We start from the raw sequence: 14983 nt of genomic DNA, 5'->3' as shown, positions 1-14983 counted from the left end.
AGCGAGCGGAGACACCGCGCCGGATCCGAAGGGTGTCGGTGAGCGCCGGCAGCCGGCGGCCGGGTAGTGGCGCTCAGGACATCCCATGGGCGTTCGGTGTCAAGATCAGGCTGCTTTGGCGGCGTGGCGGTGGCTCCAGGCGCGGTTCTCGTCGTAGGGCTGTCCGGTTGTCAGGCAGCCGTGGAGGATCCCGACGAGTCGGTTGCTCAGCTGGCGCAGTGCGGCGTGGTGCCCGACGCCGCGGGCGCGGATGGTGTCGTAGTAGGCGCGGGCGCCGGGCGAGGCTGTGAGCGCGGAGAACGCCTGCTGGTGCAGGGGGTCGGCGATTCGATTGTTGCGGACCCGGCGTGCGGTGACGGTGCGCTTCTTGCCCGAGGCGCGGGTGATTGGGCTGTTGCCGGCGTAGTTCTTGCGGGCTCGTGCGCCGCTGAAGCGGTGCTGGTCGTCGCCGAACTCGCCGAGGACCCGGGCGCCGAGGACCTCGCCGATCCCGGGCTGGCTGCGGTAGATCGCTGCCGATTTGTGCTGGTCGAACAGGCTCTCGACCTGGTCGCGGAGCTGGCGGATCTGGGTGTTGAACGCGGTGATGACCGGGCAGCTGGCCTGGACCAGGGCGGCGTAGGCGGCGATGAGCTCGACGGGGAGCTGCAGTTGCTCGCCGGTGAGCGTGGCGTGGATCTGTTCGGCGCGGGCCGCGGCGTGGCGGCGGTGCGCGCGGCGCAGCGCTGCTGCGATCCGGGTCTTCGACAGCCGGGCCGCGCTGGCCGGGTCCGGTGCCCGTTCGAGGAGCTCGAGCGCGTCGGCGCCGGCGAGGTCGTCGAAGGCCTCGATCGCGGCAGGGAAGTAGTCGCGTAGGGCTGCGCGCAGCCGCATGAGGTGGCGTTGGCGTTCCCAGATCAGGGTCTGGTGGGCGCGGGCGAGCAGTTTGATCCCCTCGGCGAGGGCGCTGTCACCAGCGATCGGTCGAAGTTGGTGGGCGTCGGTGCGGACCATGTCGGCCAACGCGTGCGCGTCGCCTGCGTCGCTCTTAGGCCCGGCCATGGCGTGGCGTTCCCGGAAGCGTGCGACCTGGCGCGGGTTGACGGCGAAGATCGTGTAGCCGGCGGCGACCAGGGCGGTGACCCAGGGTCCGCGATCGGTTTCGATGCCGATCAGGACCTGCTCGGGCGCAACGTTGTCGGTGGCGTGCTCGCCGATCAGCTCGTGGAGCTTGGCGATCCCGGCGACGCCCTCGGGCAGGCGGGCCTTGGCCAGCCGGCGGCCGGTGCTGTCCTGGATCTCGACGTCGTGGTGGTCCTCGGCCCAGTCGTCGCCGACGAACAACACTGCTGCTGTCACTGTTGCCTCCCGCTGATCCGGTTGTGTGTGCAGCCGCGGGAGATCACCAGCGGCCCAATGGATCAGTGCTCGCGCCGGAGCGTGGCGGGCAACGTCATCCCATCAGCGGTCAGCTCTCCCGACCACCGGCAGGGGCACTGTCCTGAGCTAAGGACTCGACGTCCAGGCCGCGCGAGTGCTCACCTGCCGGCGGCTACCGGCACCGAGCCTGGCCTTAACCGAGCCCGGTCGCCCCATTGGGCCGCGCCGGGCCGAGGAACCCGGGGACCCGCCTTCGGCGGGGCGGATGGGCCTCCCGGCCCTAAAGCTGAACACGGCCTCACTCCACATCAAGGGCGCTCCGCTGACGCTCCGCCTCGCCTGCGGCGACAGCCCTTCGGGCTGCCCTTGACGTCGAGCCTCGGAGGCCGTGTGACCGCCGCGAAGCGGCAGCGGGGACGACGCCCGCTGCCCCTCACGGGCCGAGAGGCCCACCCACTTCTGATCACCGGCCAGCAAGGGAGTGCAGTCGCGATGGACACCACGACCGACACGACGACCACTACGGCGACGGTGGACACCGCCGAGCAGCTTCGCCAGGTCTCCGACCTGATCGCGGCGGGCGCGGTCCGCGAGGCGCGGCGCCGCACCGCGCGGATCGCCGACGCCGCAGGCGGAGAGACGCGTGCCCTGCTGGGCCAGATCCTCGACGCCCTGGAGAAGCACCCCGCGGACGCCATGCCGCAGTTGCGCCAGCTGTGGAAGGTCAGCGACGGCGCCGGGCAGGAGCTGATCGAGGCGTGCGTTCCGCGGCCGGAGCGCCGCGCCGAGGCCGCCACCCAGGCCGACCGTGCCGTGCGCGCCACCCGGGCCCAGCGCCGCGAATACGCCCGCCGCGCCCCCCGGGACCTGACCACCCGCCAGGGCGTGCCGCGCCAGCGCCGCAGCCAGCGCAGCGCCGACAACGACGCCGCGACGCGCCGCTACTTCGCCGACCGCGTCGACCCGGCCGAAGACACCGACGCGCAGTCCACTTACGACCAGCTCGACTACGACCGCGCGGCCGTGCCGCCGATGCGTGGCCTGCCGTGCGTGGCCTGCGGGGTGGAGCGCTCGACCCGCGATCAGCAGCGCACTCGCGACGACGGGCTGTGCGAGGACTGCCGCGACAGCGGAGCCGCCGGTGTGCCGATCCTGCCCGCCACCGCGACCCGCGCCGAGATCCTGACCGCCCGCTGCGACCACATCGCCGCCACCTCGACGAGCACGGCCGAGCGGAACGCGCGGCTCAACCGCGACTGGCGGACCATGCGCCGCAGCGATCGATTCATCGTCTCCGACTGGCACGCCCGCCAGCCCGCCTGCCGCCACCGCGACGGAGGGGGACCCGCCAGGTAGTGGGCCCCTCCGTCGCGTTCCAGAAGAGAGCGCATCAAGCCCACACCCGCAGGGCTCCCTGTACAGCGCGACCGCGCCGCGCGGATCATCCACCGGCATCCGCAGCAGCCCGCGGATGCCGCGACGACACCGCCCGACGAACCGCGCCACGGCCCAGAACCCAGCAGGCCGCTCCGAACGACGGCTCCGCCTGCCCGGACACGCACCCGTGACCACGCCCGGGCCGTCCGAGCCGCCAACCCGTGACCCCCGACGCCCTTCGATGGCCACCAGCGTGTGACCCCGATCGTCCGGTCGCGACTGGAACGGCTGCCCGGTAACCGCGATAGCGGCCCCAGAAGCTCGTTCCCTATTCTGGTCTCGAATCGGCACCGCGCCGTCTCCCTTATCTAGCCCAGCCCGTCCACGCCACGAGCGCGTCTCCGCCCACCATTCCGTGCATCCCGCTAGCCGATTCCGAACCGGTCGCCGATGACCGCCACACCGCCCACCCAAGGCAGAGCGCAACAGACCTATGCATCAATTGATGATTCGTGGACAAACGCATAGGATCGGCTCGTGCTGCGGATCAACACCGTCGGAGCTGGAGCGGTCGAGTACCTGCTCCGTGGCTCCGGCTGTGCTGCCCAGGCTCGCGACAATGCCGGTCCTGATCGGTCCCTCGACGCAGGCCAGGGTGCTGACGGGCCCGGGTACTACGCCACAGCGGTGGAGCGCGGCGAACCGGAGGGGCGCTGGTTCGGATCCGGGATGCAGCCGCTGGGTCTGCGATTCACGTCGGGCGAGGTTGTACTCGCCGACGACGTCCGTGCGGTGTTCGGGCAGCTTCGCCGGCCGGATTCTACGGAAGACGATCCGGTCTACCTGGGGAACAAGCCGCGCAAGTATCTGTCCCCCGAAGAGCGTGCACAGCGAGCGATCGACCGAGAGCCTGGCGCGCCGACCGAGGAACGTATCGAAGAGATCCGTCGTGCCGCCGAATCCGATACTCGCCGCAGCGTGGCCTACTACGACTGGACGTTCAGCGCCCCGAAATCGGTCAGCGTGTACTACACGGCACTCATCTCGGCGGGCGCTCTCGAGGAGGCGGCGCGCGTGCGCCGAGCACACGACGAGGCCGTCGAGACAGCGGTGAGCTTCGCCGACGCGCGGGTGGCGGTCACCCGGACAGGCCGGCACTTCGGGCCGCGGTCGCGTGCCGGGATGGGCACGTTCGAGCAGGGGCGTGGCACGACGTGGACGTTGTGGGGGCACTCGACGAACCGGGAGGACGAGCCGCAGCTGCACACCCACGCAGCGTTGCTGAATCGGACCGCGACCGCTGACGGGCGGATCACGGCTCTGGACGGGGCGTCGTTTCGCGGGATCAAGCAGGCCGTCGACGCGGTTTATCAGCAGGCGTTGGAGCAGCTGGTCACCGAGGCGTCGGGGGTCGGGTGGCGGGATCGTGCTGACGGGCATGCCCGGGAGATCGCGGGGATCGATCAGGGTTTGATGGATGCGGCGTCGACCCGTACCGAGCAGGTCGACGCGCGGGTGAAGGCGTTGGTGGAGGAGTTCCGGGCGCGTACGGGACGGGCGCCGAGCGCAGCGGCGATGCACCGGATCGCGCGGATGGCGGTGCTCGACACCCGCGGCCCGAAGTCCGCGGACGCGGGTCCACAAGCTCTGCAGCGGTGGGCGCGAGCGCATGCGAACGAGCTGCGGGCCTCGCTGTCGGACGCGTCCGAGGCCGCGGCCACGAGACCCTCAGCCGGAGCCGAGTCGGGGGAGCAGGTCGACCGTGACGAGCTTCTGCGCGCAGCGGTCGAACGTGTCGCGGGCCGGTACGCGGTGTGGGACGTCGGGAATCTGACCCTGGCGATCAAGGCCGAGATCGGGGACCGGTGGGTCGGGCTCGGGTGGGGCGAGGCGACACCGGCACAGCGCGCGGCAGCACTCGAGGAGCTCGCACAGGAGGCTGTCGGCCGGGCGGATGTGGTGCGGGTGTCGATGGCCGAACCGGTCGAAGTACCCGCGGAGCTGCGCCGGGGCGGCGACACTGCCGCGGTGAGCGACGGCGGCTACGTTCTGCGCGGCGCGCACCGTGAGCGCTACACCTCGGCGGCGAACCTCGGTCGGGAGGAGGCTGTGGTCGCTCGGGTCTGTGCACCTCTGGAGGTGGGATTGGCCGCGGGCCGAGTGGCGGCCGTGCGGGAGGAACTGGTCGGACAGGGGATGAGTCACGACCAGGTCGACGCGGTCACCGCGATCCTGTCCTCCCACGTTGCCGGTGATGTGTTGGTCGGGCCTGCGGGGGCGGGGAAGTCGCGCACGGTCGGCGCGCTGGCCGATGTCTGGACGCGCGAGATCGGCGGACGAGTACTGGGTTTGGCGACCTCGCAGGTGGCGGCGGAGAACCTGCGCGGCGACGGGATCCCGGCGCTCAACACCACCGTGTTCGAGAAGCGGTACACGCCGGACGGCGACGGACGCGTCCGTCAGCACCTACAGCGTGGGGACCTGCTGGTCGTCGACGAAGCCGGGATGTCGTCGACTGCGGACCTGCATCTGATCACGCGTCTGGCCGGCGAGGCGGGCGCGAAGGTAGTCCTCTCCGGAGACCACGAACAGCTGTCCGCGATCGACGCCGGCGGGCTGTTCGAGCACCTCACCCGTCACGCAGCGAGCATCGCGGAGCTGGCGCTCGTGCACCGGTTCGAAGAGTCCTGGGAGCGCGCGGCGTCGCTGTTGGTGCGGGCCGGGGACACCGCGGCGGTCGCGGAGTACATGGCCCGAGGTCGGCTGCGGGCCGGGACGCTCGAGCAGATGCAGAACCAGGCGGGAGAGGCGTGGCTGGCCGACACCCTGGCCGGCAAACGGTCGCTGCTGATCGTGGGCACCAACGAACATGCCGCCGATCTGTCGGACACCTTGCGCAGCGAGCTGATCCGGCTGGGGCGTGTCGAACAGCGGTCGCAGGGGCGGATCCAGGGTGGCCAGCTCGTGTCGGTCGGGGATCGTGTGCAGGCCCGGCGGAACGACCGCCGGCTGCGGGTCGAAGCCGCAACCCGGTCCGACGGGAGACCTGGGACGGTCCAGCCGGTGACCAACCGCGAGGTCTACACGATCGTCGGCGCGACCGACGACGGAACGCTCCTGGGGCGTGACCGGCATGGCGCAATCGCGCACTTCCCGACCGACTACGCCGAGGAACACCTCACCCTGGCCTACGCGGTGACGGTGCATGCTTCGCAGTCGTTGACCGTAGACACCGGGCACTTTCTGGCCGACGAGGGCAGCAGCCGCGAGTCTGCCTACCCCGGCATCACCCGTGGACGGGAGTCCAACCATGTCTGGATGGTGTCGCAGCGCGACGCCGACGAGCACAACCCGCAGGCCCTGCGGGAGACCGCGCGCAGCCGGTTCTCCGAGATCGTCGAGTACAGCGGGGCACAGCGGTCAGCTCTGGCCACCCGCGAGGAGGGGGAGCGCCGGGCGCGATCGTTGGTGACGTTGGCCGGCGACTGGTTCGATCTGGCTCAGGCCCGCAGCCGTGAACGAGCCGGACCGCTGCTCGAGCGCGCGCTGGGTGCCACGACGGCGCGCCGGGTGGAACGCGAACACGGACGCGGTTCGTTGCTGACTGTCCTCGCCGAGGCCGAGCTGGGCGGCCACGATCCGGAGACCGTGCTGCGCGAGGCCGTCCACCGCCGGGAACTCGGTTCGGCCGAGAACGTCTCCGACGTGCTGCGGTGGCGAATCGCGCGGGCGTTGCCACGGCGTGTCCCGGACGATCCTTCGGCCGCACAGCGGTTTCCCGCCTGGACCGTGAACGGCGACGACGCCCGCGCCCGACAGCAGAACCGGCTCGCTCCACTGATCGGCGCACGCGCCCGCCAACTCGGCGAGAACGCCGCCGATGAGCAGGCGCAGTGGGCAGTCGAGCACCTCGGCCCTATACCAGAGGTCGAACACGAGCCCGAGGCGCACGAGAGCTGGGTGCAGCGCGCCGGCGAGGCAGCGGGCTACCGGGAGTACACGGGTATTCCGGCCGAGTCGACGACCCTTGGTCCAGCGCCGGCCGCCGAGGACGTCCACGCCCGGGCCTGGTGGACCCGGGCCGTGGTCGCGCTGGGCGGCGAGTCTGCGATGCCGCGACACCACTCGTTGTCCGACGCCGAGCTCGCCGAGACGATCCGAACCTGGGAACGGACCCGCATGAGCGCACCGGTCTACGCGGCCGACGCCTTGGGTGCTGCGCACACCCGGCTGCACGAGGCACAGGTGTCAGCGGTGCTGAGCGGTGCGCAGCGCGATAACCCTCGCGCCGAGGAGCACGAGCGCGAGCAGAGCTGGAGCAGGGCCGAAGAGCTCGAGGCGACGGTGCGCATCGCCCGCGCCGATGTCGCCGACTGGTCGGCCGCCCATACCCGTAGGGCCGAGTGGTTCGCCGGGGTGCGCGATGTCGCCGACGACGCACGTTTGGCCGCCGAGGAGTTGCGCCGTCGCGGCCGCGACTGGCGAATCGATCCCGAACCCGAACAGTTCTGCCAACACCGCGGACCTAACTACGGCAGCGAACCCCCGTCCAAGAGCGAGGGAGATGCCACGATCGCCGAACGGGGCCGCGGGCCGCGGACGCCCGGTAACGCCGAGGCTGAGACATCTACCGGGTTCGATATGACTACCCGTGGCACGCCCGCCGAGGATCCGCGCGAAGCGCTGCGCCGTGCCCGACAGGCGAGTCGCGCCCGTTCTGGACAACAAGCCGACACGGCGCGGCGCGAGGCGGTGCGTCGTGCGGCCCAGACCCGCTCCGAGGAGGCCGCCCGCCGTGCCCGTCACGACCGGCACCGCGACGGTTCCCAGGGGCAGGAGCAGGGATTCGGGCCCGAATGACCCGCAGCAGAGCGGTGGGGCCGCCGAGGTCTCTTGGCGATTAGCCCGTCTGACGTTCGACCGACGCAGGCAGCCAGGGGAGTCGCCCTATCCGAAGGGGTAGACGCGCTCCTCCGGGTGGGCAGGGCCGGCCCATGGACGCTGTGCTGCCCGCTGCTCGCGGCGCCGGGTCTCGGCCCGGTAATCGGCGGTGGGAAGTAACCAGATCTCGTGCTGCTGGTCCCACAGGCCGGTGCAGGGCTCGCGGAAGTGCTCAGTGGTGTCGAGTTCCTGGTGCAACGGTGGGACCAGGATCTCGAACGGCGCCGAGGCACGGGGCGGACCCCAGTGCAGCTCCCGGTTCCGAAACGCGTCGGTCGTGCGGTACTCGATCGACCGGCGAAACGTGGAGTACAGGCTGTCGAGGACGTCGTACAACGAGCCACGATCGATGTCGTAGCGGGCACCGTCGTCGACCGCTCGCGCCGTCGGACCGACCATCAGATGGGCATGCAGCCAAGACCCCGGGTGGCCTGGCAGCGTCGCGTGCACGACCGGGGTGATCTCGAGGTGGCAGGGCCAGGCCCGCCCGTCTCGAGCGACGTAGCCGCCGAGCATCTGAGTCTGTGTCACAGTCCGGCCGACCGCGGTGTGCACGGCCTGGATGAGCAGATCGAGGTCATCAGTGTCGCCCTGCGCGACGAGCCTGTCGTTAAGCAGCGACAGCGTCGGCGCGACCGAGACCTGGAGGTCGAGCGCTCCAGGCGGGGGCTGTTCATGCGGGTAGCCGAACAGCGGTACCGCCTTGTTGGTCGCTCGCTGCGAGACGGCAGGGCGTAGGCCCTTCACCAGATCGCTCCCATCTGTTGACCACCTGCAGATCGCACGGATAACACCCGGTGCTGCATACCTCGGTACCTCTGACGCGTTCTGTATGCAACGGCTACATCGACTGGCCCTGGCCGGGCTGGTCGCGGGCCGCGCCGCGCGAGGTATCGGACGTCGATGAGGCACCGGGTGCGCGATCGAGCGGATCGACCGCACGCCGTACGAGCCCCAGCTGCGCTGATCGCGATGCATTCCGGGCTCGGCGCAGTACGTTGACCGGGGTTCCGTGGTCGAGGTCGTGGCGGTCCTTCTCAGCCAGGCGAGTAGCGAGGTTAGCGAACTTCTCCGCTCCGAACGCCTTGTAAGGGGCCCAGAGAGTCTCGCTGTTCACGCGCCAGTCCTTGATCAGGTTGGCTGTTGCGCCGAGAGCGGTCAGGCTCAGTCCGATCGTGGTTTGCAGAGCGAGGCTGGTCTGGCCGGCGAGACTGGCACCAGTAAGGGCGACGCCACCACCAGCGGTGGCGGCCCAGATCAGGGTCGAGCGGGCCGACATGCGCTCCGAACGCAGTTCGGTGGCGTGTGCTCGAGCGGTCCGTGCGGATTCCTGCGCGCGTGCGGCCAGCGCACGCGATTCCCCGGCCTGCATGGCCCTGAATACGTCGGTGCGCTGCTGGGATGTGCGAGCACCGCGCTCGACGAGGCCGAGCGCGGCACGCTCTGTAAGTTCCGCAATCATGGCGGGTTCGATCTGCGCTTCCATTCGCCGCATCATGGGCTCGCTCATGGTCTGAGCCTCGGCCTCCGCGTGCGGGGTGGGCCGGATGCCGACCTGGTACTGGCCCTCCTTGATCAGCGTCCGGGCTGCGTCGACCCGTTGGAGCATGCCTGCCAGCATGCTGGGCTCGGCGGGGACGTAGTGCTCGCCGAGCTTGGCCCGGGCTGTCTTGAGCTCGTCGTGCAGCGACCAGGACTCACCCACGCTGTCGTGAAGATCCATCGCGCGCTCGACATCGACTACCGTGATGTCATCACCCGGGGGCTGGGCGCCGTCGCGCTGCTGCTGGGTCAGCTGGTCGAGCCCGTGGAACATCTCCCACAGCGCGATCGGGTTCTCTCGAGCGCGGGCTTGGAGTCGTAGTCGATCCCATTCTGGCGGCGCCACATCACTGCCACCGCCGTCCGGTCCTGATTGCGCTGTGGAGGCGGCTTTGACGACTGGGAGTTCGGCTCGGAAATGCTCCTGGATCCGTTCGAACTCGGCGAGCATGGAGCGGCCGGTTCGTTCGCCGTTGACGAAGCTCTCGAACAGCGCGAGAGTCAATTCGGCTCGGAGCTTGCGCGCGAGCAGGCTCAGGCCCGCTTCGGTCGCCTCGTACTGCAATGCATCGACGCGGCTGCGGGCACCGTCGGCCTGGGTGGTGCTCACCAGCCGGACCTGCGCTTGCGGCGCCCGAACCACCCGCGACGCTGGTTGCGCCTACTGCGGTTGGCGATACGGTCCGCCTCGCGGATCGCCGCCAGTTCATCCGGAGTCAGCGCATCAGGGTCGCTGAGCCGCTCCTTCCGGCGCCGTTCCTCGGCCACGATTTGCTGCGACCGGTACAGCCGCAAGAATGTTCTCGAGAGCTCGGACTGGTCCTCGACCGAGGCAACGGTGAATCCCTTCTCCCACTCGCCGTCGCCGCTGGGTACGACCCACCACATGCCCTGATACCAGGTCGGGCCGACGTCGAATTCGGGCATCAGGGCAATGGCTTCACCGGCGGCGACGAGTTCTTCGATATCGGCGACGGCGATACGGCCGGGCTCGGGCTCGGGGATCGGGTCATTGTCAGAGCGCGGCGGCAGGAACCGGACAGTCATGAGCATCTCCATTCCGTGTCGGACACACTGGCGAAACCAGTGGAGATTCTACGGGGGACCTAGGTCAGGGCAGAAGTTTCGAACCTGACCTGTGGACAACGTGCAGCGGTCATCGGATCAGCTATCGCCAGTGCGCGGGTCTGGCGCCGGGATAGCGGTCCGGTGGGGGTTCGGGCGCGGGGTGGTGGCTGCCTCCGGTGGGGTAGCCGTGGGCGTCGATCGGGATCTGGCGGGTGCGGATCGTCTCGACGTCGCGGGTGAGCTGGGCTCCGTCGGAGCGGTCGCGGGCGTCGACGGTTCGGGCGAGGATCGCCTTGAGGTGGCGGAAGACCAGCAGGACCTCGCCGCGCTCGAGAGTGCGGACGTCGGAGGGTTGGTAGGTGTGGACGCGTTCGTGGCTGCGGGTTGCGCCGCGGGCGCCGCTCCAGATGCCACCTGCGGGTTCCTGCAGCCGGGTGCGTTCGTGTTCACCGAGGATGGTGGACAGCCACTGCAGGGTGGAGTGGTCCTTGAGCCCACCCCAGATGCCCATCAGGGTGCTGTTGTCGAGCAGCGTGGTGGCCTTGTCAGGGCCGTAGGTGATGTCGAGCTGGGCTTTGGACTGGGCGGCCCAGTGGATCAAGACACCGCGGCCGGCGGAGTCGGCGAGACTGGTGGGTAGATCCGGTACCGGGGTCGCCGAGGGCAGCTCGTCGAGGACGGCGGTGGCGGGTGGGTCGAGGCGTTCGCGCGGGTAGCGGGCGGACATGGTGCGGGCGGCTTCGATCCATTCGGCGACGATCGTGGTCAGGATCGGTGCGGCGGCGAGGTCGTCGTTCTGTCCGGCGATCAGATACAGCGAGCCGCCGGCGGCGATGAAGCGTTCGACGTCGTAGGACTGCGCCGGAGTGCTGCACAGCTCGCGGATGCGGCGGTCGGCGAAAGGGGCCAGGGCCCGGCGTACCGACAGCCAGACCGCGTCGGCGGTCTGGGGGACCATGTTCATCTCGGCCTCGAGGTCGGCGGCATACGAGGTGAGGTGCTCGTGGGCGCGCAGCGCTGCGACGGGGCCGCGGGCGGTGCGGTCGCTGGCCCAGTCGGACAGGCGCTCCAGGTCGGATCCGGTGATCGCGGCCGCGAGCAGGTAGGCGCCCACGACGCCGACGGCGCGCTGGCGGAATACGCGGTCGTTGCCGGCGCCGCGGCCGTCGCCGGACTCGACGGTGACGGCGGCGGCCTCGACCAGGATGCGGGCCCGGCGCCATGCCCGGGTCGGGTCCTCGCACCCGTGCAAGGGTGACCAGCGCAGTGTGGCCGGCCAGACGATGGTGTCGGTGACGTCGAAGACCAGGATCGGGCCCGGCATGCGTTGCCGGGACCGGGCGAGCGCGGTGAGCATCAGCAGATCGGGTTTGGTGGTAGAGCACAGCAGCGCGCCTGGAGCCTCGATGCACAGCGGTGTCAGCCAACGCCGGGACTTCCCGGTCTGGGTCGGGGCCAGGGTGCCGGTCGGGTTCTCCAGCGGCGCCCACATCGGGCCGATCGGCCCCGCCGGTAGCGGGATCCCGATCTCGCCCGGCTCAGCTGCCCGGCGCTCGCCCGGTGTCATCGATGGACGAAGACGCTCCGCTCGGGAGTGGCAGGCCCGTACCGACAGCTCGGCGCGGATCTGGCTGCGGGTCGCGTGTCCCGGCGGGGTCGGACCCCAGTGGCGCCATCCCCACGTCCCGATCACCGCTGCGGCCACGGCGAGCACGCTCGTCACCCCGAGCAGGCACGCGACGAACAGCGTGGAGTGCTCGGTGAGATGCGCGATCGCGCTCTCGGGTGGAGCCAGGGTCCCGAGCGAAGAACGGAGGAAGTCGCCCAGATCGGCGAACCCGACCAGCAGCAGCTGCCCGGCGCCGGAGAGCAGCCCGGTCACGACAGCTGCGGTCTCCACGACGAGCAGCGCGAACGCGGCCACGCCGAGGGCCGTGGCGGGCAGGGCAAGGTCCTCGGCCCATGGCCGGGTACTGCGGGAACGGGCCATCACGGCAGAACTCCTCGGGCCGGATCCGATGGGGTCATCACAGGTCCAGGGCCCTCTGGGTGGGCGGCCCGACCCGGGGCCGGTAGGTGGTGATGTGCCAGTCCGCGACGTCGATCGCGGCGTCGGGGTCGGGGTAGGCGCCGGCCTCGCGGACCGAGGCGACGGCAATCAGCTCGGTGGCCGAGATGCGGCGGAAGGCCATGATCTGGTCGTGGTAGCCGCCGTGGGCCGGGTAGTGGCGGATCGCGATCTGGCCGGTCGGGGTGCCTAGCTCGGTTTGCACCGCGCGGGGCAGTACTTCGATGACGTGCTCGGTGAGCCGTACTCCAGGCGGCCCACTCGCCCCGGCACCAGCAGGCCCGGACCGGGGGCGGCTCCAGCGCTGCCCGCTCGGTACAGGCCCGCTCAGCTGGTGCGCGGTGACATGTACGTGCCCGCCACGACCGCGTCTCAGCTGTGGGCGTCCGTCGCCGCTGGTGCCGTGGTGGACGAGCGCCTCGCGGGCACGGACGACCAGCAGTTGTGCGGTCTCGATCCACCAGCCGTCGGTGTCGCGCCAGTACCGTCCAGTCGGGTCGCGGCGGGTGGTCGGCGCCCAGGTCCCGGCGGCGAGCGCCTCACCGGTGGTGTAGCCGGCGCGGGTCAGAGCGTCGCGAGCCGGGACGGGGAGCTTGTTCCAGCCGACATGCTCGCTGTGGCGCCAGCGGATCCGGGCAGTCTCCTCCGGCGTCGCCGGAGCCGGCGGGGATTCCCCGGTTGTCGGGGCGGGGACAGGTGGCGTGGTGCGGCGGGCGAGGAATCCCATCAGCGTGTCCTTTCGGCGACTCGGCGGCGGGCGTGCAGGACGGCGAAGGTGAGGGCCCGGACGGTCCAGCAGGCCAACGCGAGGAAGGTGAGGAAGCCGATCACCCTTGATTCCAGCGGCATCTCGTCGCGGGAGGTCACGGCGAGCGCTGCGGCGGCGAGGGTGGCCGCCACGACCGCCCCGGCGGCGATCCGGCCCGCCGGGAGCGGCGCCAGCCGCCACACTCTGAGCAGGAGCCGTCCCGCCAGCCGGTGGTGGTCGATACGTCCGACGGGCCATCCGGCCGGCAGCTCACTTTGGGCCCGATCCTGAGCGTGGCCACCGGTTGGTGGGGATGCCGGGCGCGCAGGCGGTGGGGGAGGAGGTGCATAGCCGCTGGTCGGGGCGTAGTCGGTGTGGGCGACCGGCTCCGCGACAGGGGTGTAGTCCGCTGGACTGCTGGTGCGTGCAGTCCCGGCCGCGGGTGACGACGGCGGGTCCGGACGACTAGGACCAGGACCCGGGCAGGGTTCGCCGCGGTCGGGCCCAGCGGCGGTGTGGGCGGTGTCGTAGGCCGCGCGCCGGAGCGGAACGGAGAGAACCGCGTAGGCCTCGGCCACGGCCCGGAACCGCGCAGTGGCGTCGGGGTCGGGGTTGCGGTCAGGGTGCAGCGCCAGCGCGCGACGCCGGTACGCGCGCCGGAGTTGTATGCCGTCTGCGTTCCGGTCGACGCCGAGCACCGCGTACAGGTCCGGAACCGCACCGGGACTGGTGGGAGTGCTCATGGGGCGGCCTCGGCGAGTGCGGCGGGCGGAGCCGAGGCCCCGGTGGGCCCGGCGATGTGGCGGACGTGGGTGATCTCGTCGGCCCAGTCCGACAAGGGCTGCAGCACGACGCCGGTGGAGGAGTCGTAGGCGTTGACCACGAGGCCGTCGCCGACGTACATCCCCACATGGCGAGGGTTGTCTGGGGACCCGAGCGAGCCCGGGATGAACACCAGGTCGCCGGGGGCGACGCTGGTCGGGCTGGCCGGGGTGCCGGCGTTCTTCTGGTTGACCGTCCCGGCGGGTATCGGGACCCCTGCTGAGGCCCAGGCGGCGAGCATGAGCCCGGAGCAGTCGAATCCGTCGGGGCCCTTCGCGCCCCAGACGTAGGGCTTGCCGAGCTGGGCCAGGGCGTAGGTGACCGCGGCCCGCTGTGCCGGATCAGCGGGCGGGGTGAACCCTGGTGGCAACTGCTTGGGGTCGATGTTCGACGGTGCGAGCGGGACACCGGCGCCGCCCTGGTCGGGGCAGGCGAACACCGTCGAGGCCAGCTGCACGTTCGGTCCGCCCGGGGTGGCGGGGACGGGGTTGTCGGGTCCGACCCAGAACTGGTCGACCAGCGCGGCGGCCGGTGCTTCCTCGGGGGCGTAGCGGTCGGGGAACGCGGAGCGCTGCACGGCCTGGGCGGCCTCGCCCGGTGCCATGGTCGCCCAGCTGGGGAGCTCGACGAGTCGGTCGAGGAACGTGTCGGTGGCCCCGACGGGATTGAGCACCTGCGCCGGTGTGCCCCAGCCCTGGGAGGGGCGCTGTTGGTAGAGGCCGAGGGAGTCGCGATCGCCGTAGCCGACGTTGACCAGGCGGGATTCCACGATGGTCGTGGAGATCGCGATGACCGCGGCGCGGCGGGGGAGTTGTCGTTCGACAACGCGGTTGACGATCGTGGCGGCGTTCTCGGTCTGCTCGGCGTTCCAGTCCGTACCGCCGATCGCCTGCGACCCACCACCGATGCCACCGTCCCCGCCACACCCCCCCGCCAGGGGGCCGTCGGTGACCGCGGAGAACATCGCGATGCCCATGCTGGTCACCGCGACCAGGAACGTCATCACCACCGCGGCGGCCGCGACGACGATGGTGCCCTTCTTCTGATCCACGGCTCAG

At 70.9% G+C, this 14983-nt stretch carries 10 protein-coding genes and 1 pseudogene; 2 read left to right on the top strand and 9 right to left on the bottom strand.

Annotation, left to right across the window (positions count from 1 at the left end; genetic code table 11):
- Positions 1-105: 105 nt before the first annotated feature.
- Positions 106-1326 carry an IS110 family transposase gene (locus PP1_RS31350; protein ID WP_010240766.1) on the bottom strand — a complete coding sequence of 407 codons (1221 nt, stop codon included), beginning with the start codon at positions 1324-1326 and terminating at the stop codon, positions 106-108.
- Positions 1327-1851: 525 nt separating this feature from the next.
- Here PP1_RS31350 and PP1_RS31345 point away from each other — a divergent pair.
- On the top strand, positions 1852-2715 hold the full coding sequence (locus tag PP1_RS31345) for a hypothetical protein (RefSeq protein ID WP_075315342.1): 864 nt from the start codon (positions 1852-1854) through the stop codon (positions 2713-2715).
- 558 nt (positions 2716-3273) lie between these two features.
- Positions 3274-7596: a MobF family relaxase gene (gene mobF, locus PP1_RS31340; protein ID WP_075315344.1), complete on the top strand. Its 4323-nt coding sequence runs from the start codon at positions 3274-3276 to the stop codon at positions 7594-7596.
- A gap of 87 nt (positions 7597-7683) precedes the next feature.
- Here mobF and PP1_RS31335 read toward each other — a convergent pair whose 3' ends face one another.
- From PP1_RS31335 to PP1_RS31305, 8 genes and pseudogenes are all read right to left on the bottom strand, one after another.
- Entirely contained in the window at positions 7684-8424 is a 741-nt protein-coding gene (locus PP1_RS31335; RefSeq protein ID WP_010243493.1) for a hypothetical protein, read from the bottom strand.
- Positions 8425-8518: 94 nt separating this feature from the next.
- Positions 8519-9829: a hypothetical protein gene (locus PP1_RS31330; protein ID WP_010243492.1), complete on the bottom strand. Its 1311-nt coding sequence runs from the start codon at positions 9827-9829 to the stop codon at positions 8519-8521.
- Positions 9826-10266 carry a hypothetical protein gene (locus PP1_RS31325; RefSeq protein ID WP_139324221.1) on the bottom strand — a complete coding sequence of 147 codons (441 nt, stop codon included), beginning with the start codon at positions 10264-10266 and terminating at the stop codon, positions 9826-9828. The genes PP1_RS31330 and PP1_RS31325 overlap by 4 nt, the downstream gene beginning before the upstream one ends.
- Before the next feature lie 121 nt (positions 10267-10387).
- Complete coding sequence (locus PP1_RS31320) at positions 10388-12277, bottom strand: type IV secretory system conjugative DNA transfer family protein (protein ID WP_083697419.1); 1890 nt, start codon at positions 12275-12277, stop codon at positions 10388-10390.
- Between the two features lie 37 nt (positions 12278-12314).
- Positions 12315-13082, bottom strand: coding sequence for a hypothetical protein (locus tag PP1_RS31315; protein ID WP_075315346.1), 768 nt, complete (start codon positions 13080-13082; stop codon positions 12315-12317).
- Complete coding sequence (locus tag PP1_RS31310) at positions 13082-13306, bottom strand: hypothetical protein (protein ID WP_010243485.1); 225 nt, start codon at positions 13304-13306, stop codon at positions 13082-13084. Before PP1_RS31310 ends, PP1_RS31315 begins: the two co-directional genes overlap by 1 nt.
- A 333-nt stretch (positions 13307-13639) precedes the next feature.
- Positions 13640-13846: pseudogene (locus PP1_RS31690) on the bottom strand (DnaJ domain-containing protein); the annotation flags it as partial.
- Positions 13843-14976 carry a C40 family peptidase gene (locus PP1_RS31305; RefSeq protein ID WP_010243483.1) on the bottom strand — a complete coding sequence of 378 codons (1134 nt, stop codon included), beginning with the start codon at positions 14974-14976 and terminating at the stop codon, positions 13843-13845. The gene PP1_RS31305 and the pseudogene PP1_RS31690, both read right to left, overlap by 4 nt.
- Positions 14977-14983: the final 7 nt, after the last annotated feature.

The organism is Pseudonocardia sp. P1 (assembly GCF_000178675.2).
Lineage (GTDB): Bacteria > Actinomycetota > Actinomycetes > Mycobacteriales > Pseudonocardiaceae > Pseudonocardia.
This window is presented reverse-complemented; position numbering and strand designations above follow the sequence as displayed.